Source organism: Lysinibacillus sp. GW823-FHT02G10, from assembly GCF_058797135.1.
This window is the reverse complement of sequence record NZ_JBXAJI010000008.1, coordinates 87,464-108,617: the sequence shown is the minus strand read 5'-3', so window position 1 is coordinate 108,617 and position 21,154 is coordinate 87,464. Positions and strand designations below refer to the sequence as shown.

At 39.0% G+C, this 21,154-nt stretch carries 20 protein-coding genes and 1 riboswitch; of the genes, 19 read left to right on the top strand and 1 reads right to left on the bottom strand.

All coding sequences use genetic code 11. The features are described 5' to 3' along the window. Nucleotides 1–147 precede the first annotated feature (147 nt). The 14 genes from AC1RFD_RS19780 to purD all read left to right on the top strand — a co-directional run bounded on the left by AC1RFD_RS19780 (nt 148) and on the right by purD (nt 14,152). Nucleotides 148–414, top strand: coding sequence for a hypothetical protein (locus AC1RFD_RS19780; protein ID WP_066038204.1), 267 nt, complete (start codon nt 148–150; stop codon nt 412–414). Between the two features lie 140 nt (nt 415–554). After that, nucleotides 555–749 (top strand): NETI motif-containing protein, encoded by a 195-nt coding sequence (locus AC1RFD_RS19775; RefSeq protein ID WP_036076850.1) that lies wholly within the window; start codon nt 555–557, stop codon nt 747–749. 93 nt (nt 750–842) lie between these two features. After that, a riboswitch (purine riboswitch) is annotated at nt 843–941 on the top strand. A 208-nt stretch (nt 942–1,149) separates the two neighbouring features. Further along, nucleotides 1,150–1,638: a 5-(carboxyamino)imidazole ribonucleotide mutase gene (purE, locus tag AC1RFD_RS19770; RefSeq protein ID WP_004225751.1), complete on the top strand. Its 489-nt coding sequence runs from the start codon at nt 1,150–1,152 to the stop codon at nt 1,636–1,638. Next, nucleotides 1,635–2,759, top strand: a complete 1,125-nt coding sequence (gene purK, locus AC1RFD_RS19765; RefSeq protein WP_004225748.1) for a 5-(carboxyamino)imidazole ribonucleotide synthase — start codon at nt 1,635–1,637, stop codon at nt 2,757–2,759. The genes purE and purK overlap by 4 nt, the downstream gene beginning before the upstream one ends. Before the next feature lie 13 nt (nt 2,760–2,772). After that, entirely contained in the window at nt 2,773–4,068 is a 1,296-nt protein-coding gene (gene purB, locus AC1RFD_RS19760) for an adenylosuccinate lyase (RefSeq protein WP_004225746.1), read from the top strand. A gap of 128 nt (nt 4,069–4,196) precedes the next feature. After that, nucleotides 4,197–4,907: a phosphoribosylaminoimidazolesuccinocarboxamide synthase gene (purC, locus tag AC1RFD_RS19755; protein WP_048394896.1), complete on the top strand. Its 711-nt coding sequence runs from the start codon at nt 4,197–4,199 to the stop codon at nt 4,905–4,907. Between the two features lie 2 nt (nt 4,908–4,909). Further along, a complete protein-coding gene (gene purS / locus AC1RFD_RS19750) occupies nt 4,910–5,158 on the top strand; it encodes a phosphoribosylformylglycinamidine synthase subunit PurS (protein ID WP_004225741.1) in 249 nt (82 codons plus the stop codon). Between the two features lie 2 nt (nt 5,159–5,160). Next, nucleotides 5,161–5,844 (top strand): phosphoribosylformylglycinamidine synthase subunit PurQ, encoded by a 684-nt coding sequence (purQ, locus tag AC1RFD_RS19745; RefSeq protein ID WP_048394895.1) that lies wholly within the window; start codon nt 5,161–5,163, stop codon nt 5,842–5,844. Further along, on the top strand, nt 5,831–8,065 hold the full coding sequence (gene purL / locus AC1RFD_RS19740) for a phosphoribosylformylglycinamidine synthase subunit PurL (RefSeq protein WP_492475206.1): 2,235 nt from the start codon (nt 5,831–5,833) through the stop codon (nt 8,063–8,065). Before purQ ends, purL begins: the two co-directional genes overlap by 14 nt. Further along, complete coding sequence (gene purF, locus AC1RFD_RS19735) at nt 8,041–9,465, top strand: amidophosphoribosyltransferase (protein ID WP_048394893.1); 1,425 nt, start codon at nt 8,041–8,043, stop codon at nt 9,463–9,465. The genes purL and purF overlap by 25 nt, the downstream gene beginning before the upstream one ends. An 84-nt stretch (nt 9,466–9,549) precedes the next feature. Beyond that, nucleotides 9,550–10,605, top strand: coding sequence for a phosphoribosylformylglycinamidine cyclo-ligase (gene purM / locus AC1RFD_RS19730; RefSeq protein ID WP_048394892.1), 1,056 nt, complete (start codon nt 9,550–9,552; stop codon nt 10,603–10,605). Next, nucleotides 10,605–11,174, top strand: coding sequence for a phosphoribosylglycinamide formyltransferase (purN, locus tag AC1RFD_RS19725; protein ID WP_004225729.1), 570 nt, complete (start codon nt 10,605–10,607; stop codon nt 11,172–11,174). The genes purM and purN overlap by 1 nt, the downstream gene beginning before the upstream one ends. A 113-nt stretch (nt 11,175–11,287) precedes the next feature. Further along, nucleotides 11,288–12,814: a bifunctional phosphoribosylaminoimidazolecarboxamide formyltransferase/IMP cyclohydrolase gene (gene purH / locus AC1RFD_RS19720; protein ID WP_315061729.1), complete on the top strand. Its 1,527-nt coding sequence runs from the start codon at nt 11,288–11,290 to the stop codon at nt 12,812–12,814. 81 nt (nt 12,815–12,895) lie between these two features. Further along, the gene (gene purD / locus AC1RFD_RS19715; protein WP_492475205.1) at nt 12,896–14,152 is read left to right on the top strand and encodes a phosphoribosylamine--glycine ligase; all 1,257 of its coding nucleotides are present in this window, start codon (nt 12,896–12,898) and stop codon (nt 14,150–14,152) included. Nucleotides 14,153–14,258: 106 nt separating this feature from the next. Here the strand turns inward: purD and AC1RFD_RS19710 are convergent, their stop codons facing one another. Further along, nucleotides 14,259–14,684 (bottom strand): YgaP-like transmembrane domain, encoded by a 426-nt coding sequence (locus AC1RFD_RS19710; protein WP_053075731.1) that lies wholly within the window; start codon nt 14,682–14,684, stop codon nt 14,259–14,261. A 200-nt stretch (nt 14,685–14,884) separates the two neighbouring features. Between AC1RFD_RS19710 and AC1RFD_RS19705 the strand changes: the two genes are divergently transcribed. The 5 genes from AC1RFD_RS19705 (at nt 14,885) to pcrA (ending at nt 21,152) form a co-directional block, all read left to right on the top strand. Continuing rightward, the gene (locus AC1RFD_RS19705) at nt 14,885–16,606 is read left to right on the top strand and encodes an adenine deaminase C-terminal domain-containing protein (protein ID WP_054548980.1); all 1,722 of its coding nucleotides are present in this window, start codon (nt 14,885–14,887) and stop codon (nt 16,604–16,606) included. 68 nt (nt 16,607–16,674) lie between these two features. Next, nucleotides 16,675–17,730, top strand: a complete 1,056-nt coding sequence (locus AC1RFD_RS19700) for a DUF3048 domain-containing protein (RefSeq protein WP_054548981.1) — start codon at nt 16,675–16,677, stop codon at nt 17,728–17,730. A 15-nt stretch (nt 17,731–17,745) separates the two neighbouring features. Continuing rightward, the gene (locus tag AC1RFD_RS19695) at nt 17,746–18,066 is read left to right on the top strand and encodes a YerC/YecD family TrpR-related protein (RefSeq protein WP_004225717.1); all 321 of its coding nucleotides are present in this window, start codon (nt 17,746–17,748) and stop codon (nt 18,064–18,066) included. 111 nt (nt 18,067–18,177) lie between these two features. Further along, a complete protein-coding gene (gene pcrB, locus AC1RFD_RS19690; protein ID WP_492475204.1) occupies nt 18,178–18,867 on the top strand; it encodes a heptaprenylglyceryl phosphate synthase in 690 nt (229 codons plus the stop codon). A 32-nt stretch (nt 18,868–18,899) separates the two neighbouring features. Beyond that, nucleotides 18,900–21,152, top strand: coding sequence for a DNA helicase PcrA (pcrA, locus tag AC1RFD_RS19685; RefSeq protein WP_492475203.1), 2,253 nt, complete (start codon nt 18,900–18,902; stop codon nt 21,150–21,152). Nucleotides 21,153–21,154: the final 2 nt, after the last annotated feature.

Below are 21,154 nucleotides of genomic sequence, written 5' to 3'. Positions count from 1 at the left end.
TTAAAAAGTCATGGATGTATTCCATGGCTTTTTTTTATTTTGTGAACTATTCATAAAATGCTATAATATATTTAATATTTACAAGTGGATTTAAAGGAAATTTCTTTCGTCTAGATACATTCTGGATTTAATAATGGAGGAATCAAAATGAGGCAGAACATTTTTTCTGCGATTTCGATCTCAAGTCTACTACTTATATTCTTTATGTTTGGCTATGATTCAACCAAATGGTATGGAAACTTTTTTACATTTCTCTATCGTGTAAATATGTTTATGCCGTTTATTTTAGGTGGTTTAGGCATCACCAGTGCCCTATTTGGCATCAAAGGATATCGTATGGTTCTTGTTGTCCTTCATTTGTTCCTACTGCTATTATTTTTTTGTATCTATTTAAAGGCATTTTTTGTTCCATGAGCATTCATCAAAACTGCGGAGAGGAATTCTGCAGTTTTTTCTATTTATTTAAGTTCTTACATACTTCTGTAAGCAACAAAAGGTATAATGAATTACAAATTGGTTGTGAATGAATATGTACAATGGAAAGGAAGAAAAAGTTGGGAAAAAAGCAAATTTGGTATGAGGTACAGGAAAACGAGTCAATCGAGGATTGCTTGGCAAGAATGCGGAAAGATGGCTTTATGGTCATAGGACGAAAAGAAGAGCCACTTTTTCATATCGTAGATGGTGAGCCAGCTTATTTGCGCCAAAAAATTCAGTTTAAAGGTATACCTGCTCAAGATATCGAATGATTTTGACTAAAAACCGAACATTTTTTTTCACCTAATAAAAAATGTTCGCATTTTTGGATTGACGATAAGACAATCCCTTGTTAAAATGTGAGAAGGAAAAACAAATAGATCCCACATATATGCTAGAGGATTGGCTCTAGTGTCTCTACCCGGCACCGTAAATGCTGGACTATGCGGGAAAGCACTTTTGGCGTATGGTGAGAAGGTCTTTGTACAGCTATGTACATGGAGACGATCTTGTCCGAATAATCCTCAAGTAAACTGCTTTCACGTGTACTGGTAGAGAGTAGTTTATTTGGGGATTTTCTTTGTAAATAAGAATTGCAGTAGCTATTCAAAATAGAGGCTAGCACAATAAATAATTGATCATTTTTCTATCGTTTAAAAGGAGCGACAATTTATGAATCCGAAAATCGGTGTCATTATGGGTAGTTCAAGTGACTGGGAAACAATGAAACATGCATGTGATATTTTAGATGAATTACAAGTACCGTACGAAAAGAAAGTTGTATCTGCACATCGTACACCTGATTTAATGTTTGAATATGCAGAGGCAGCTCGCGAGCGAGGAATACAAGTAATTATTGCTGGAGCAGGCGGTGCTGCACATTTACCAGGAATGGTGGCAGCTAAAACAACATTACCTGTCATCGGTGTACCAGTTCAATCCCGTGCACTTAATGGACTTGATTCACTATTATCCATCGTTCAAATGCCTGGTGGCGTACCTGTAGCTACTGTAGCGATTGGCAAAGCAGGAGCGACTAATGCAGGGTTACTTGCAGCTCAAATTTTGTCAACAACAGATGCGGAGCTTGCTAATAAATTAGATGCTAGACGTGAAGCAACAAAGCAGCAAGTATTAGAAAGTACAGGTGACTTAGTGTGACGAAGATTATTTATCCTGGACAAACGATAGGCATTATAGGCGGAGGGCAACTTGGTCGAATGATGGCACTTGCTGCAAAGGAGTCAGGTTTTAAAGTGGCTGTTCTTGAACCAGCAATGGACTCACCTTGTGGGCAGGTAGCAGATATTCGCATTGTAGCTCCATATGATGATGAAGCTGCTTTAGAAGAACTTGCAGAAGTAAGTGATATTATCACATATGAATTTGAAAATATTGATTATGAAGGCTTAAAGCGTTTATCACAAATGGCTTATGTTCCTCAAGGAGCAGAGTTGGTACGTATTACACAAAACCGTATAACAGAGAAAGAAGCTATTGTGAAAGCTGGTTGCCCAGTAGCACCATATATTGTTGCAAAAACTTATGAAGAATTAGTAGCCAATATTGATTCGATTGGTTATCCTTGTATAGTCAAAACAGCAAGAGGTGGTTATGATGGCAAGGGACAGCAGCTTTTAAAATCAACTGAAGATTTGCCTTTAGCGAAAGAATTATTCACGCATTCGCAATGTATTGCAGAAGGATTTGTTCCTTTCGTAAAGGAAGTATCGGTCATTGTTCAAAGAAATGGTCATGGTGAATCGTATTGTCAGCCAGTTGGAGAGAACATTCATGTTCATCATATTCTTCACGAGACAATAGTACCTGCTCGCATAACTGAAAGCACAGCTCAAGCTGCAGAACGAGAAGCTTTGAAAATTGCAGATTATTTACATTTAGTGGGAACGCTAGCGGTAGAAATGTTTGTATTAGAAGATGGTAGTATTGTTATCAATGAATTAGCACCAAGACCTCATAATTCTGGTCACTATTCAATTGAAGCATGTAATGTTTCACAATTCCATCAGCATATTCGTGCTGTTTGTGGCTGGCCGTTACGTAAGCCACAACTATGGGCACCATCCATTATGGTCAATGTATTAGGGCAGCATGTCGTGCCACTCAGTAACTCAATTGCTAAATATCCTGAATGGTCCATACATCTTTATGGGAAAGCTGAAGCTAAGGTCAACCGTAAAATGGGCCATGTGACGATTATGACAAAAGACTTAGAAGCTACACTACAACAAATCGAGAGTTCTGGCATTTGGTCAGAATAGAAGGAGATACGCGATGATTGAACGTTACACAAGACCCGAAATGGGTGCAATTTGGACAGAACAAAATAAATACCAAGCTTGGCTAGAGGTTGAAATTTTAGCTTGTGAAGCATGGGCAGAGTTAGGAGATATCCCTAAAGAGGATGTTGCTAAAATTCGCGAAAATGCTTCATTTGATGTGAATCGTATATTAGAAATTGAACAAGAAACTCGTCATGACGTTGTAGCCTTTACTCGTGCTGTTTCTGAAACACTTGGAGAAGAGCGCAAATGGGTACATTATGGTTTAACTTCTACGGACGTAGTAGATACAGCACTTTCTTATTTAATCAAACAAGCAAATGATATTTTACGAAAAGATATAGTAAATTTCATTGATATTATTGCTACTAAGGCAAAAGAACATAAACATACAGTTATGATGGGACGCACACATGGTGTTCATGCTGAACCAACAACTTTCGGTTTGAAACTTGGTTTATGGTATGAGGAAATGAAGCGTAACCTTGAACGTTTTGAAGCAGCTGCCAAAGTAATTGAAACAGGAAAAATGTCTGGAGCTGTTGGAACATATGCCAATATCGATCCTCGTGTTGAGCAATATGTTTGCGATAAATTAGGACTTGCAGCATCACCGATCTCCACACAAACTTTACAGCGTGATCGCCATGCTCAGTATTTAGGTGCATTAGCTTTAATCGCTACTTCAATTGAAAAATTCGCAACAGAAATTCGTGGACTACAGAAATCTGAAACACGTGAAGTGGAGGAAGCTTTTGCAAAAGGACAAAAAGGATCATCTGCAATGCCACATAAACGTAATCCAATCGGTTCTGAAAACATGGTTGGTATGTCTCGTTTAATGCGAGGTTATATGGTGACTGCTTATGAAAATGTAGCTTTATGGCATGAGCGTGATATTTCACATTCATCTGCTGAGCGTGTTATTTTACCGGATGCAACAATTACTCTTAACTACATGCTAAATCGCTTCGGTAATATTGTGAAAAACTTAACAGTATTCCCTGAGAACATGAAACGTAATATGGATCGTACATTTGGTCTTATTTATTCTCAACGCATCTTACTAGCATTGATTGATAAAGGACTAGTACGTGAAGAAGCTTATGATACAGTACAACCTTTAGCAATGCAGGCTTGGGACGAGCAAGTTCAGTTCCGTACATTAGTCGATGCAAGTGAAAAAATCACATCTTATTTAACAAAAGAAGAGTTGGATGATTGTTTTGATTACAACTACCACTTACAGCATGTTGATATGATTTTTGAACGACTAGGACTTAACTAATATTTATTTAGCCATCTAATAATAAATGTTAGAGCCACCAGTAAAAGTTTCAGAGTTGAATCGTAGAGATACGGTTCAATTCTGAACATTATTACAAGCGTATCTCATAATATCAGGGGGAAAACGAAATGACTAAAGGTCAACTTTTGTATGAAGGTAAAGCAAAAAAATTGTTCACAACAGAGGAGCCAAATGTGCTACTTGTTGAGTACAAGGATAGTGCAACAGCATTCAATGGTGAAAAGAAAGAGGAAATTGAAGGTAAGGGCATTTTAAATAATCGCATTACTTCATTAATTTTCGAAAAATTACAAGCTAACGGAATTGCGTCACATTTCGTAAAACGATTATCCGATACACAACAACTTGTAAAAAAAGTAGAAATTATTCCGATTGAGGTAGTTGTTCGTAATATTGCTGCTGGAAGTTTAGCAAAGCGTCTAGGTCTTGAAGAAGGGACACCTTTAAAACGACCAATCGTTGAATTTTATTATAAAGACGATGATTTAGGCGACCCACTTATTACGACAGAACATATTGATGTTCTTGAACTTGCCACACCAACTGAAGTAACAGCTATTTATGATGGTGCATTAGCCGTTAACAAAGTGCTACAGCCGATCTTTGCAGATGTCAATGTGACATTGATTGATTTTAAATTAGAATTCGGCCGTGATATGGATGGTCATGTATTATTGGCAGATGAAATTTCACCAGATACATGCCGACTTTGGGATGCAACAACGAAGCAAAAGTTAGACAAAGATGTTTTTCGTCGTGACCTTGGTAATTTAACTGAAGTTTATACTATTATACTTTCTAGACTCGGAGGCAAATAACAATGAAAAAAGTAAAAATCTATGTAACATTACGTGAGAGTATTCTTGATCCTCAAGGCTCTGCAGTACAAGGTTCTTTAGCTAAGATGGGCTACGGTGAAGTAGAAGATTTACGTATCGGTAAATATCTTGAACTATCAATTAAAGATTCAGAACGTGACATTGATACTCTAGTAAAAGAAATGTGTGAAAAGGTTTTAACGAACGTTGTAATTGAAGACTACCGTTACGAAGTCGAGGAGGCTATTTAATCATGAAATTCGCAGTACTCGTATTCCCTGGGTCAAACTGTGACATCGATATGTATCATGCGATTAAAGACGAGCTAGGTGAAGAAGTAGAATATGTATGGCATACAGCAACAGATCTAAGTGGTTTTGATGGTGTATTAGTACCTGGAGGATTCTCCTATGGGGATTATCTTCGTTGTGGTGCAATGGCTAATCAATCTAACATTATGACAGAAGTTAAGAAGGCAGCAGATGCTGGTAAACCTGTATTAGGTGTATGTAATGGCTTCCAAATCCTAACGGAAGCAGGTTTATTGCCAGGAGCTTTATTGCGCAATAAAAACTTAAAATTTATGTGCCGTACAGTGCAGCTTAAAGTTGAAAACAACAATACATTATTCACAAATCAATATGAGCAAGGTCAAATCATCAATATTCCAATCGCACATGGTGAAGGTAACTACTACTGTGACGAGGAAACTTTACAATCACTAAAAGATAATAATCAAATCGTATTCACATACTCAGGTGACAATCCAAACGGTTCTTTAGAAGATATCGCAGGGATTATAAACGAGCGCGGCAATGTATTAGGGATGATGCCACACCCAGAGCGAGCTGTTGATGCACTGGTGGGCGGCGCAGACGGTCTAGCAGTATTTAAATCAATCGTGAAGCAGTGGAGGGAAAATCATGTCAACAACTAAGTTTGAGCCAACAGCACAGCAGATTAAAGATGAGAAGCTATACGCTGGAATGGGGATGTCAGACGAAGAATTTGCAATGGTAGAAGTTATTTTAGGACGTCTACCTAACTGGACAGAGACAGGTCTTTTCTCAGTAATGTGGTCTGAACACTGCTCGTACAAAAATTCAAAGCCAGTACTACGTAAATTCCCTACTAAAGGGCCACAGGTATTACAAGGACCAGGTGAAGGTGCAGGTATTGTTGATATTGGTGACGAACAAGCAGTAGTGTTTAAAATGGAATCGCATAACCATCCATCTGCAATAGAACCTTATCAAGGGGCTGCAACGGGTGTCGGTGGTATTATCCGTGACGTTTTCTCAATGGGTGCACGTCCAATCGCTATGTTAAACTCATTACGCTTTGGTGAATTAAAGTCAGCACGTGGTAAATATCTATTTGAAGAAGTAGTAGCGGGAATCGCAGGATATGGTAACTGTATCGGAATCCCAACAGTAGGTGGCGAAATTCAATTTGATCCTTGCTATGAAGGTAATCCTCTAGTGAATGCTATGTGTGTCGGTTTAATTGATCATAAAGATATTCAACGAGGCATTGCTGCTGGTGTAGGTAATACAGTGATGTATGTTGGAGCGAAAACAGGCCGTGATGGTATTCATGGTGCAACATTCGCCTCTGAGGAATTAACTGAGGAATCAGAAAACCAACGTCCAGCAGTACAAGTTGGAGATCCATTTATGGAGAAGCTTTTACTTGAAGCTTGTTTAGAGGTTGTAAAATCGGATGCTCTAGTTGGTATTCAAGATATGGGTGCAGCTGGTCTTACTTCTTCTTCAGCAGAAATGGCTTCAAAGGCTGGTTCTGGTGTAGAAATGAACTTAGACTTAGTGCCTCAGCGTGAAACAGGAATGTCAGCGTATGAAATGATGTTGTCTGAGTCTCAAGAACGTATGCTTTTAGTTGTGAAAAAAGGTCGCGAAGATGAAATTAAAGCGATTTTCGATAAATACGATTTAGATGCAGTAGCGATTGGTCGCGTTACAGATGATAAAATGCTTCGTCTGCTACACAAAGGACAAGTAGTTGCAGAGGTACCTGCAGACGCATTAGCAGAAGATGCACCTGTTTATCATAAACCATCTGCAGAACCTGCATACTATGCTCAGTTCCAAGCAATCGAAAACACTGAACCTGCTGTGACTGATTACAAAGAAACACTCATTGCTTTATTAAAAGCACCAACAATTGCTTCTAAAGAATGGGTATACGATCAATATGATTATCAGGTACGTACATCAACAGTTGTTAAACCAGGCTCTGACGCTGCTGTTATTCGAGTACGTGGCACAAATAAAGGGTTGGCAATGACAACAGACTGTAACTCACGTTATATCTATTTAGATCCAGAAGTGGGTGGTGCTATCGCAGTAGCCGAAGCAGCTCGTAATATCGTGGCAACTGGTGGCACGCCACTTGCGATTACAGACTGCTTAAACTTCGGTAATCCAGAGAAACCAGAAATCTTCTGGCAAATTGAAAAATCTGCAGATGGTATTTCGGCAGCTTGTACGGCATTAAATGCTCCAGTAATCGGAGGTAACGTTTCTCTTTATAATGAGCGTTCAGGCGAAGCGGTGTATCCAACGCCAACAATTGGTATGGTTGGTCTTATTGAAGACTTAGCACATGTAACGACACAGGATGTAAAGGCAGCAGGAGATCTTGTCTTTGTTATTGGTGAGACAAAAACAGAATTTGGTGGTTCAGAGCTTCAAAAACTTTTAAATAATGGTGTTATTTCAGGGAAAGCGCCAGCTATTGATTTAGAGGTTGAAGCGACACGTCAGCAATCTTTATTAAAGGCGATTAAAGCAGGCCTTGTTCAATCTGCGCATGATGTAGCAGAGGGAGGTTTAGCTGTGGCGATTGCTGAAACAACATTTGGCGCTAACGGTCTTGGTGTGGATGTAACATTAACAGGCTCTGCAACAACAGCGCTATTCAGTGAGAGTCAATCTCGTTTTGTTGTTACAGTTAAAGAAGAAAATGCTGCAGCATTTGTAGAAATCATGAAAGATGCTCAAAAAATTGGTGTCGTAACAAACGATGCACTTGTGAAAATCAACGGGGACAAAGGTGTGCTTGTAGAAGGTACAGTGGAGGAATTCCGTTCTAATTGGAAAGGAGCAATCCCATGCTTGCTGAACTCAGAGGCTTAAACGAAGAATGTGGGGTGTTTGGTATTTGGGGTAACCCAAGTCCAGCGCACCTTAGCTATTACGGGCTTCATGCTCTTCAACACCGTGGACAAGAAGGCGCTGGAATTGTCGTTTCAGACGGACAGCATCTTCGCGCGGTGAAAGGCGAAGGACTAGTTAATGATGTTTTCAACGAAGATAAATTAAAAGCAGTGAACGGCAAAGCAGCTATTGCGCATGTTCGTTATACGACTGCTGGTGGTGGCGGTATTGAAAATGTACAGCCATTATTATTCCACTCCTCAACTGGTAGCCTTTCAATTGCCCATAACGGTAACTTAGTCAATGCGACACATTTAAAGCAATATCTAGAGCGACAAGGTAGCATTTTCCACTCTAGCTCTGATACAGAAGTGTTGGCGCATCTTATTAAGAAAAGTTCGCATTCACCATTCCGTGCGAAGGTGAAAAATGCCCTGTCTCTTTTAAAGGGTGCCTATTCTTTCTTAATTATGACAAAGGATGAAATGCTTGTTGCACGTGATCCACATGGTTTACGTCCATTATCTCTTGGAAAGCTAGGAGATGGCTGGGTGGTAGCTTCTGAAACTTGTGCATTCGATTTAATTGGTGCAGAATTCGTTCGTTCGGTAGAACCAGGTGAATTAATCATTATTAATGATGAGGGCGTAAAATCAGATCGTTTTGCTGATATGGATAAACGTTCGATGTGTGCGATGGAATATGTTTATTTAGCACGTCCTGATTCGGATATTGATGGTATTAACGTTCATATGGCACGAAAACGTATGGGTAAACAGCTTGCTCGTGAGTGTGCGCATATTGAAGCAGATGTTGTAACAGGTGTTCCTGATTCAAGTATTTCCGCAGCGATTGGTTTTGCAGAAGAAAGTGGAATCCCTTATGAATTAGGTCTTATTAAAAACCGTTATGTTGGTCGTACGTTTATTCAGCCGACACAGGAGCTACGTGAACGTGGTGTGAAAATGAAACTTTCACCTGTTGTTCAAGTCGTAAAAGGAAAAAAAGTAGTAATGGTTGATGATTCTATCGTTCGTGGTACAACATCTCGTCGCATTGTCAAAATGCTAAAAGATGCTGGTGCAGCGGAAGTTCATGTTGTGATTTCATCACCGCCGATGACAAACCCTTGTTATTATGGCATTGATACATCAACGCATGAAGAACTAATTGCTTCTAGTCATAATGTAGATGAAATTCGTGAAGCAATTGGTGCAGACTCTCTGACATTCCTTTCTGTTGAGGGGATGGTAGAAACAATTGCACGACCATACGAAGATGAAAACCGAGGACTTTGTCTTGCATGCTTTACAGGCAAATATCCAACAGAGATTTTTCCGGATACGATTTTGCCACATGAAAAAGAATTATTACGTTAAGAACAACATCGCAACAAATTAGTGTCTTACAGTCATTTCTATCTAGGAAACTTAGGCGACTTGGATGATAAGGAGGAACTCTGCGTGTCAAAGGCATATGAACAAGCAGGTGTAAATATTGAAGCGGGCTATGAAGCCGTAAAACGAATGAAGTCTCATGTTGAACGTACGAACCGTCTAGGTGTAATGGGGACATTTGGTGGTTTTGGTGGCATGTTTGACTTGTCAGAACTGAATCTTAAAGAACCTGTTCTTATTTCGGGGACAGATGGTGTTGGAACAAAGCTAAAGCTAGCCTTCATGGTAGACAAGCACGATACAATCGGTGTGGACTGTGTAGCAATGTGTGTAAATGATATTGTTGCTCAAGGAGCAGAACCGCTGTACTTTTTAGATTACGTAGCTCTTGGAAAAGCAGAGCCTGCAAAAATCGAACAAATTGTCAAAGGTGTTGCAGATGGCTGTGTGCAATCAGGTGCGGCTCTAATAGGTGGAGAAACTGCGGAAATGCCTGGTCTTTATGAAGAAGATGAATATGATCTAGCTGGCTTTGCAGTAGGCGCATGTGAAAAGTCTGCTATCGTGACAGGTGAAGAAATCGTAGAAGGCGATGTACTTATTGGAATTGCATCAAGTGGTGTACATTCAAACGGTTATTCTTTAGTGCGTAAAATTGTCTTTGCAGACCATCAATATGCTGTGGATGCTATTGTAGAAGGCTATGAAGATCTAGGCCCAATCGGTGAGGCGCTTCTAGTGCCAACAAAGCTATATGCTAAACCTGTGCTAGCAGCTTTAAAGGCAGCAGATGTACATGGCTGTGCACATGTTACAGGTGGCGGTTTCTATGAAAATCTACCACGCATGATGCCAGAAGGACTAGCAACGGAAATCGACTTAGGTTCTTGGCCTGTATTACGTATCTTTGAATTCCTAAAAGAGAAAGGTCAGCTAGAAGATAAAGATTTATATAATGTGTTTAACATGGGTATTGGCTTTGTAATAGCTGTGCCTGAAACTGAAGCTGATAAAGTAATCGCTGCAGTTGAAGCAAATGGTGAAAAGGCTTATACAATCGGACGTGTTATTAAAGGTGACGGAGTAGTATTTAATGGCTCACATGATGGGAGTTTAGTGTAATGACTGCACCAACAAAAATAGCCGTGTTCGCGTCAGGTAGCGGTAGCAATTTTCAAGCCATTCAAGAGGCCATTGAACGTGGTGAACTCCATGCAAAGGTCGCACTAGTGGTCACAGATAAGCCTGGAGCATTTGTAGTAACACGTGCTGAAAACTTTGGGATTCCAGTGTTAGCATTGAATCCAAAAGAGTTTGTCTCGAAGTCAGCATATGAGACAGCTATTATCGAAGCTTTACATGAGTGCGATGTGAAATGGATTGTGCTTGCTGGGTATATGCGTTTAATCAGTGACGTATTATTAGCAGCCTTTCCACAGCGAATTGTTAATATTCACCCGTCCCTATTGCCTGCCTTTCCTGGAAAGGACGCTATTGGACAAGCCATTAATCATGGTGTGAAAATAACAGGTGTAACAGTGCATTTTGTTGATGAAGGAATGGATACTGGACCAATTATCGCTCAGGCAGCGGTACCTGTCATTGAAGGAAATCGCGAGGCAACAGAAGCTGAAATTCATAAACAAGAGCATTTATTATATACAAAGGCATTACAGCAATTATTACAGTAACTGAAGAGGGAGTTAGGTCGAGAATCCTACTCAACAAGTAAGACCTAACTCTATTAATCTATTGAAGCAAGTCAGTTCGTGGACAGCACGATAAAAATTAGGAGGATATTGTTGTGACAAAACGTGCATTAATCAGTGTTTCCAATAAAGATGGTATTTTAGAATTTGCAAAGGAATTAGTAGCATTAGGTTATGAAATTTTATCAACTGGCGGTACAAAAAAAATGTTACAGGATAATGCGGTAGCTGTAACAGCAGTAGATGAAGTAACGAAGTTTCCTGAAATTTTAGATGGTCGTGTGAAAACTTTAAATCCAATGATTCACGGTGGTCTATTAGGAAAGTTTGATGATGTCTCTCATCAAGCACAGATGAAAGAGCATGGAATTGAACCAATTGAAATTGTTTGTGTGAATCTCTATCCGTTTGTTGAAACAATTTCAAAGCCTAATGTAACTTGGGATGATGCAATTGAAAACATTGATATCGGTGGTCCAACAATGTTACGTTCTGCTGCAAAAAACCATCAATATGTAACAGTAATCGTGGACAGCAATGACTATGCAACAGTATTAGAGGAACTTAAAGCAGACGGTGCCACAACAATTGAAACACGTCGTAAACTAGCTGCGAAAGTTTTCCGTCACACAGCCGCTTATGATTCTTATATTTCGAACTACCTGACTGAAGAAGAGTTCCCAGAGAGCTTAACGATGACATATGAATTAAAGCAAAATTTACGCTATGGCGAAAACCCTCACCAAAAAGCGGCCTTCTACCAAAAGCGTCTTGGCTCTGACTTTTCATTAGCTTATGCTACACAATTACATGGTAAAGAGTTATCCTACAATAATATTCAAGATGGTAATGCAGCATTGCAAATTGTAAAAGAATTTGAAATGCCAGCTGCTGTAGCGGTGAAACATATGAATCCATGTGGTGTTGGCACTGGTGTCACGTTAGAGGCAGCATTCGATAAAGCATATGAAGCAGATCCAACATCTATTTTTGGCGGTATTATCGCATTAAATATGGAAGTGGATGCAGCAACTGCTGAGAAGCTAAGTCATATTTTCCTAGAGATTATTATTGCACCTGCTTTCTCACAAGAAGCATTAGATATTTTAACGAAAAAGAAAAATATCCGCTTACTAACAATTCCTTTCGAGCAAGCGAAACAAGATTCATTCAATGTAGTATCAGTTGAGGGTGGCCTTCTTGTACAGGAGCCAGATCGTTATGGCTTTGGCAATGCGGATATTAAAGTGGTGACAGATCGTGAACCAACAGAGCAAGAATGGGAAGCATTGCAACTTGGTTGGTCTGTTGTCAAACATGTGAAATCCAATGCGATTGTTGTAACAGATTCTCAAATGACACTAGGGGTTGGTGCAGGGCAAATGAATCGTGTAGGTGCAGCTAAAATTGCCTTTGAACAAGCTGGAGAAAAAGCGAAAGGTGCTGCATTAGCATCGGATGCATTTTTCCCAATGAGCGATACTGTGGAGGCGGCAGCAGCTGCAGGAATTACAGCAATTATTCAACCAGGTGGTTCCATTAAAGATCAAGATTCCATTGATAAAGCAAATGAATACGGCATTGCGATGGTATTCACAGGCGTACGTCATTTTAAACATTAATTGTAGAATTATATAGAAATCTAAACAGACCGAGATGTTGGTTCATCTCGGTTTTACTTACAAAGAGGAGGATTCTCTAAAATGAATGTATTAGTAATCGGAAGCGGTGGCCGTGAGCATGCAATCGCTAAACAATTTAGCATCTCTCCATCAGTGAACAACGTATTCGTAGCGCCAGGAAATGATGGGATGCGAGGCGAAGTAGAAGTTGTTGCTATTGATACAATGGATTTCGCAGGTCTCGCTCAATTTGCCAAGGAAAATGATATTGCATTAACATTTGTTGGCCCAGAACAACCGCTTGCTGAAGGCATTGTCGATTTCTTTACAGCTAGAGGTTTACGTATTTTTGGTCCTACAAAAGTTGCTGCTCAAATAGAAAGCAGTAAATCCTATGCGAAAGAAATTATGAATAAATACAATATTCCTACAGCAGCACATGAAACATTTACTGAAGCAGAGAAAGCAATAGCCTATATTAAAGAACAAGGGGCGCCTATTGTCATTAAGGCTGATGGTTTAGCGGCTGGTAAGGGCGTCGTTGTGGCAATGACAGAGGAAGAAGCGATTGAAGCTGTAGAGGATATGATTGGAAACCAACGTTTTGGTGAATCCTCTTCACGTGTTGTCGTTGAGGAATTTTTAGACGGTGAAGAATTCTCCTTTATGTCTTTTGTGCACAAAGGACAAATTTATCCGATGGTTATTGCACAAGATCATAAACGAGCTTATGACGGTGATAAAGGACCAAACACAGGAGGTATGGGTGCTTATTCACCAGTACCACAAATCCCACAAGAGGTAGTAGATATTGCATTTCAAACTATTGTAGAACCAACTGTTAAAGGGATGGAGGTAGATGGTGCTTCCTTTACAGGTATTTTATACGCAGGGTTAATTTTAACGAAGAAAGGTCCTCAGGTCATAGAGTTTAATGCCCGTTTTGGTGATCCTGAAACGCAAGTTGTATTGCCACGTATGGTTTCAGATTTTGGTGCATTTATGATGGCGTTAATGGATGAACAGCCTTTTGATTTACAATGGTCAGAAGAAGCAATGCTTGGTGTAGTCATTGCAGCAGAGGGTTACCCAGGAGACGTTGAAAAAGGTAAGGTATTACCGAATTTAGAGGCAATTTCGACATCACATGCAGTTTTCCATGCAGGTACAAAATTAGTAGACGGTCAATTCGTTGGTAATGGAGGACGTGTACTGTTAGTTGGTGCAAAAGCAGCTACTTTACAAGAAGCACAGGAAAAGGTTTATGAAGGTATTGCAACGGAAACATGGGATCACTTTTTCTTCCGTAAAGATATTGGCTGGCGTACGTTTAAGTAATTATTATTTTCACTAAATATTTTTTATCGTCTTTTGAAACCTCTTGTTGTTTCAAAACGTAAGAGGTAAGAGCCGTCTCAATAATAGATTGGGACGGCTCCTTTGACTAAGAAGGATTCTGAGCTTTATTCGTTGAAGAATCGCTACTATTTGAGGAATTTTGGGTTGAAGTGCTGGTGTTAGATTGTTTTGAAGCAGTAGCTTGTGAACCTGAAGAATTACCAGCTATAGCAGAGGAAAAATCCTTCATGAGCTTATCGATTTGTTCAGTAGACATAGAATTTTGCCCGCTGAACATACTTTGCATAGAGGTGTTCATGGCATTCTGCATATTGGAGCTTAAAACTGCTTTCGTTGGACAATATTTAAAAAGTCCCTCAGCCATTTTCATGGCACCTAATGCAATCATTAATCGACCTTTTGTACAATTAGGATTTCTAGAAACTTTAGCGATACCAAATGCGGTTAAACTTGTCCCCATGGCAAAACGACAAAATGCATTCTTTTCGCTTAAATTTGCTTGCTGCATCATCATTACTTCCTCCTTTAGTCATTGTGGAAAAAATAAGCGAGGTGCACTTTGCTTTATGAAAGTGCTGTGTTACGATTGAAACAAGATGATTGCATAAAGCATAATTTTTATGAAAATATGCGATTATGCAGTAGTAGTATGTGATTTCAAGTTGGATTTACACAATGAAAAATTACGTAATTTAGGAAGGAGCGAATAGCATGGATCCAGTATGGAAAATAACAAAAATACGTCAACAATTAGCAGTAATCGATGGGAAAAAGGCACCAGATATCGTGCTGAAGAATGCACGTTATTTGCATAGTATGTTAAAGCAATTCATAGTAGGGAACATTTGGATTTTGGGAGATCGCATTGTCTATGCTGGTGACAGAATGCCTCCTTTATTAGAAGGAACAGAAGTGGTGGATTGTACAGGAAAAACAATCGTACCTGGCTATATTGAGCCACATGTACACCCATTCCAGCTTTATCATCCACAGTCATTTGCAGATTTTTGTGGTCAGCTTGGGACAACAACTTTTATTTCGGATAATTTAAGCTTTGTTTTAAATTTAGAAAATAAGAAAGCGTTTTCAATTTTAGAGAGTTTGAAAAAGCTACCTTTTTCTTTTTATTGGTGGACTCGCTTTGACTCACAAACTGAATTGGAGCAAGAAGAAGAGGTTTTCTCTAATACTTCTATATTAGAGTGGTTAGAGCGAAGTGATGTCTTACTTGGTGGAGAGTTGACAGGCTGGCCTAAGCTGTTGCATGGCGACGATCAAATGCTTTATCGTATGCAAATGGCTAAGGGACTGGGAAAAAAAATTGAAGGTCATTTCCCTGGAGCTTCAGAAAGAACATTGGCACGAATGAAACTGCTTGGTGCTGATGGTGATCATGAGGCAATGACAGTAGAAGAGGTAGAGCGTCGTATTATGCAGGGCTATGCTGTAACTTTACGTCATTCTTCCATACGACCAGATTTACCACATCTACTAAAAGGAATAGTAGAAAAAGAGCTTCCAATCTTTGATCATTTAATGATGACAACAGACGGTTCAACTCCTTCATTCCATGAGGATGGTGTGATGGATAAATGCATTCAAGTAGCTTTAGATGCAGGGGTATCTCCTATTGATGCTTATCAAATGGCTTCCTATAATGTAGCACGTTATTACAACATGTCTAATTTACATGGTTTTATCGCAACAGGGCGTTTTGCTTCACTCAATATTTTACAAGATGAATATCATCCTGTTCCAGAAAGTGTTTTATCAAAGGGTGTCTGGTTGAAGCGTAATGGGGATCGTGTGCATAGAATGGCGACAATTGATTATTCTGCCATCCCAGCTTTAGATTTAGATTTCTCATTAGATTCACAGGATTTCCAGTTTTCTATGCCGTTTGGGATTCAATTAGTTAATGATGTGATTACAAAGCCTTATAATTCTTTAATTACGAAAGAAGGGCCATTGGCAAATCATGATGAGTGCTATTTAATGCTCATTAACCGAAAAGGCAACTGGCATGTAAATACAATGATTAAAGGATTTGCAACGGATGTCCAAGGCTTTGCATCCTCTTATTCCAACACTGGTGACATATTGTTAATTGGAAAAAATAAAGACGATATGATTAAAGCCTTCGAAGAAATGAAGGCAATGAATGGTGGTATTGTTCTCGTCGAAAAAGGAGAAGTTATAGCGGACATACCATTAACAATTGGTGGACTTTTATATGATGGAGATGTATTCACTTTAACAGAGAAAGAAAAGGCTTTAAAACAAGCTTTAGCAGATAGAGGCTATCAATTAGGAGATGCCATTTATACATTATTATTTTTACAATCTACTCATTTACCATATATTCGTATAACACCACAAGGAATTTTCGATGTGATGAAGAATAAGTTATTATTACCTGCTGTTATGCGCTAATTCATGAAAGTGTTTCAGTTGTTTAAACAATTACAAATATTGTAATTGTTCAAAGGAGAGATATGCTTGTGTTCAAATCGAAAAAATTATGGATTGCTTTTGCATTTAGTGCTTTGGTAATCGGGGGATGTTCAAAGGATACACCAAAAGTCAAAGAGGATGATGAACCAATTGTAGAGGAAGAAGCAGTAGTGGAGGAGCCTGTGCAACAACCAGCATTTGTTGCACCACTTACTGGGGAGGCTGTACAAGAAGAAATTACACAGCGACCAATTATCGTAACCATTAATAATCATCCAGCGGCACGTCCACAATCAGGCTTAGCTGCGGCGGATATCACTTATGAAATGCTTGCAGAAGGTAATGTGACACGCTTTTTAGCAGTATACCAAAGTGAACTGCCTGAAAATATTGGGCCAGTTCGTAGTGCACGCTCTTATTTTATCGATATGGCCAAGGGATTTGATGCCTTTTATGTAGCACATGGCTATAGTCCTGAGGCGAAAACAATGCTTGATCATCGTATCGTCGACAATATCAACGGTATGGCTTATGATGGTATTCTGTTTAAACGTTCTAACGACCGCGTTGCGCCACACAATTCCTATATTACATCAGAAAACATTCTAAAAGGTGCTGAAATGGTAGGCGCTTCAATGAATTACAGTGAAAAAGTACTTCAGGCTTTTTATGAACCAGATGAACGTGGTAAAATAGGTATTGAAACAAGTCAAGTTGACATTTATTACGGAAATAATGAAGATTTCCATAACGCGTATGTGTATAATCATCAAACTAATCACTATGAACGACAATCGGCTAGCGTGGACACAAAAGATATGTTAACAGGCGAAACAGTGTCATTAGCAAATGTTCTATTTTTCGAAATGGATCACCAAACAATTGATGATATTGGTCGCCAAGCAATTGATTTAACGTCTGGTGGAAATGCGTATGTATTTCAAAATGGCTATTTGAGGGAAGTCAAATGGGCTAATGTTAATGGAATACCAATGGCTGTAGAGCAAACAGGGGATCCTGTAAAGCTTGTACCAGGAAAGTCGTGGGTTCATTTCGTACCATCTTCGCCAGGGTTACAAGCAATGGTGAAAACGCAGCCTTAAAGGGAGGAAAATTGTATGCAAATCGAAAAAATTCGGGGGCATCAAACAGATCAATTATTTAAAGCAGTGTTAGAGTTGAAGGACATCGAGGAATGCTATAAGTTTTTTGATGATTTATGTACGATTAGTGAAATTCAATCGTTGGCACAACGCTTTGAGGTTGCACATTTATTACGATTAAAGAAAACCTACGAATCCATTAAAAAGGAAACAGGGGCAAGTACTGCAACTATTTCGCGCGTGCGTCGCTGCTTCGATTATGGGAATGATACATATGATGAAATGTTAGGTCGTTTGTATCCAGATGAAAAACCATTCCAAGCACCAAAAGAATAGACAGAAAAAAGGCTGAGTAGAAGTTCTACTCGGTCTTTTTCATTTTTTTGTCGTGAATCATAAGCTATACTTGTAAACGAATAGATAGAAAATGATAGGTGGTAAACATAGATGGATTATTTAGAATGGAGACATGTGTTCAAGCTAGATCCAGCGAAGGACATTTCCGATGAAGCATTAGAAAAAATTTGCGAGTCTGGGACAGATGTTATTTTAGTTGGGGGAACAGATAATGTAACGTTGGATGGGGTATTAGATTTACTTGTTCGAGTGCGTCGTTTTGAGGTGCCGATAGCACTTGAAATTTCTACGATCGATGCGGTAACACCAGGTTACGACTATTATTTCATCCCAACGGTATTAAATAGTGATGATCCAAAATGGATTAAAAATTTACATCATGAGGCTATTAAAGAATACGGCGATATTATGGTATGGGATGAATTAGTAGCGGAAGGATATTGTATTTTAAATCCTGATTGTAAAGTAGCCCATGTAACGGATGCGAAAACAGATTTAACGATTGATGACGTGGTAGCTTATGCACGCATGGCAGAGAATTTCTTTAAACTGCCTGTTTTTTATTTAGAGTACAGTGGGATGTATGGCAATCTAGAGGTAGTTAGTGCTGTGAAAAACGAACTGAAGCATACCAAACTCTTTTACGGTGGTGGCATAACATCTGTAAAGCAAGCAGAGGAAATGGCACGCGTTGCAGATACGGTAGTAGTTGGAAATATTATTTACGAAGATTTAAAAGCTGCACTTGCGACTGTTAAGGCTGTTAAAAATACGTTATAATTTTAGAACAAATGTTTGTAAGGCGGTGCGAAATGGAACAGTTAACAAAAAATTTACTAGCAGGCATGAATCCTGAACAAGAAAGAGCAGTTAAAACAACTGAAGGACCATTACTCATTATGGCAGGCGCTGGGTCAGGAAAAACACGAGTTTTAACACATCGTATTGCTTACCTAGTTATCGAAAAGGAAGTATATCCTTCTAAAATTTTAGCGATTACATTTACAAATAAAGCAGCACGAGAAATGCGTGAACGTATTGATGGCATTCTTGGTAATGGTACGGGCGATAGTATGTGGGTTTCTACTTTCCACTCTATGTGTGTAAGAATTTTACGTCGTAATATCGATCAACTAGGCATTTCTCGTAATTTCTCTATTTTAGATTCTACGGATCAGCTTTCAGTCATCAAAAATGTGATGAAGGAAGAAAATATTGATCCAAAACGTTTTGAGCCAAGAGCAATTTTAAATGCTATTAGTGCAGCAAAAAACGAGTGTATAGCAGCGGATGATTACGCAGGCCAAATGAATGATAAGAATCCTTATGAACAAACAGTTGCACGTGTCTATAAAGGCTATGAGAAAAGATTACGCCGCAACCAATCCCTTGATTTTGATGATTTGATTATGACGACGATTACGTTGTTTAAACGTGTACCTGAAGTGCTTGAATATTATCAAAATAAATTTCAATATATTCATGTCGATGAATATCAAGATACCAATAAATCTCAGTATTTACTTGTACAGTTACTAGCAAAGAAATTTAAAAATATTTGTGTTGTAGGTGATTCCGATCAGTCTATCTATCGTTGGCGTGGTGCAGATATTGGGAATATCCTATCCTTCGAAAAGGATTATCCAACTGCAAAGGTGATTATGCTAGAGCAAAATTATCGTTCAACTAAACGCATCCTACAGGCAGCCAATGACGTCATTCAAAATAATACAACACGTTACCCAAAAGAATTACGCACAGAAAATTCAGAAGGTGAAAAGATTGCACTATATAAAGCTTATAACGAGCAGGAGGAAGCGCAATTTGTTGTACAAACGATTCAACAGTTAATTGAAAAAGAAAATCGTTCATTTGATGACTTTGCTATTTTATATCGTACAAACGCTCAATCTCGTGTAATGGAGGAAGTACTTGTTAAGTCCAATATGGCCTATCAAATAGTAGGCGGAACAAAGTTCTATGATCGAAAAGAGATAAAGGACTTACTAGCATATTTACGACTTATTGCTAATAATGATGATGATTTATCACTAGCACGTATTATTAATGAGCCAAAGCGCAGTATTGGTGCAACTTCCTTTGAAAAAATGGCACGTTATGCGATAGATCAGGATCGTTCGATTTTTGATGCGATGAATGATCTTGTTTTCATGGGATTATCAGGGAAAGCAGCAAATTCGGCTGAGCAATTTTATGCCATGATTAAAGGCTTTACACAAATGCAGGAATATCTATCTGTCACTGAAATTGTGGAGCAAGTTATTGATAAATCGGGTTATCGAGCAATGTTACAAAACGAAAAAACAATTGAAGCAGAAAGCCGTTTAGAAAATATTGAAGAGTTTTTATCTGTCACAAAGGCCTTTGAAGAGCGTAGTGATGATAAAAGCTTAATTGCCTTTTTAACAGATTTAGCCCTTATAGCTGATATTGATGCACTCGACAAGGAGGATGCATCTAAAGGCAATATTATTTTAATGACGATGCATGCAGCTAAAGGTTTAGAGTTCCCAGTTGTCTTTATAATCGGTATGGAGGAAAACATCTTCCCACATTCCCGCTCACTAGACGATCAAGATGAAATGGAAGAGGAACGCCGCCTTATGTACGTAGGTGTGACCCGTGCTGAGGAACGTCTATATTTAACATGTGCCCAAAGCCGTACGATTTTTGGTCGTTCAAGCTTTAATAATGCATCCCGATTTTTAGGTGAAATTTCTCAAGATATTACAGAGTCAATTTCTAAGGCAGGGACAACATCAACAGTACCATTTGCTACTAACAATCGTTCAACCAGTGGCCATCAAAAGCGTACGCTGGGTTCTATTCGGCAAACACAACCTGCCACAGCACGTTTACAAGCAACGGGGGGAGATCAATTTGGATGGAAGGCTGGAGATAAGGCGATTCATAAAAAATGGGGAACAGGTATGGTTGTTAGTGTAAAAGGTGAAGGTGATAGTACAGAGCTTGATATCGCATTCCCACAACCAATTGGTATAAAGCGATTACTTGCTCAATTTGCACCGATTGAAAAAGCGTAAGC

Excerpts from the sequence above, each read along its gene's own strand:
- AC1RFD_RS19780 (WP_066038204.1), top strand. The coding sequence starts at position 148 with ATGAGGCAGAACATTTTTTCTGCGATTTCGATCTCAAGTCTACTACTT.
- purE (WP_004225751.1), top strand. The coding sequence starts at position 1,150 with ATGAATCCGAAAATCGGTGTCATTATGGGTAGTTCAAGTGACTGGGAA.
- purB (WP_004225746.1), top strand. The coding sequence starts at position 2,773 with ATGATTGAACGTTACACAAGACCCGAAATGGGTGCAATTTGGACAGAA.
- purC (WP_048394896.1), top strand. The coding sequence starts at position 4,197 with ATGACTAAAGGTCAACTTTTGTATGAAGGTAAAGCAAAAAAATTGTTC.
- purS (WP_004225741.1), top strand. The coding sequence starts at position 4,910 with ATGAAAAAAGTAAAAATCTATGTAACATTACGTGAGAGTATTCTTGAT.
- purQ (WP_048394895.1), top strand. The coding sequence starts at position 5,161 with ATGAAATTCGCAGTACTCGTATTCCCTGGGTCAAACTGTGACATCGAT.
- purL (WP_492475206.1), top strand. The coding sequence starts at position 5,831 with ATGTCAACAACTAAGTTTGAGCCAACAGCACAGCAGATTAAAGATGAG.
- purF (WP_048394893.1), top strand. The coding sequence starts at position 8,041 with ATGCTTGCTGAACTCAGAGGCTTAAACGAAGAATGTGGGGTGTTTGGT.
- purN (WP_004225729.1), top strand. The coding sequence starts at position 10,605 with ATGACTGCACCAACAAAAATAGCCGTGTTCGCGTCAGGTAGCGGTAGC.
- purD (WP_492475205.1), top strand. The coding sequence starts at position 12,896 with ATGAATGTATTAGTAATCGGAAGCGGTGGCCGTGAGCATGCAATCGCT.
- AC1RFD_RS19710 (WP_053075731.1), bottom strand. The coding sequence starts at position 14,684 with ATGATGCAGCAAGCAAATTTAAGCGAAAAGAATGCATTTTGTCGTTTT.
- AC1RFD_RS19705 (WP_054548980.1), top strand. The coding sequence starts at position 14,885 with ATGGATCCAGTATGGAAAATAACAAAAATACGTCAACAATTAGCAGTA.
- AC1RFD_RS19695 (WP_004225717.1), top strand. The coding sequence starts at position 17,746 with ATGCAAATCGAAAAAATTCGGGGGCATCAAACAGATCAATTATTTAAA.
- pcrB (WP_492475204.1), top strand. The coding sequence starts at position 18,178 with ATGGATTATTTAGAATGGAGACATGTGTTCAAGCTAGATCCAGCGAAG.
- pcrA (WP_492475203.1), top strand. The coding sequence starts at position 18,900 with ATGGAACAGTTAACAAAAAATTTACTAGCAGGCATGAATCCTGAACAA.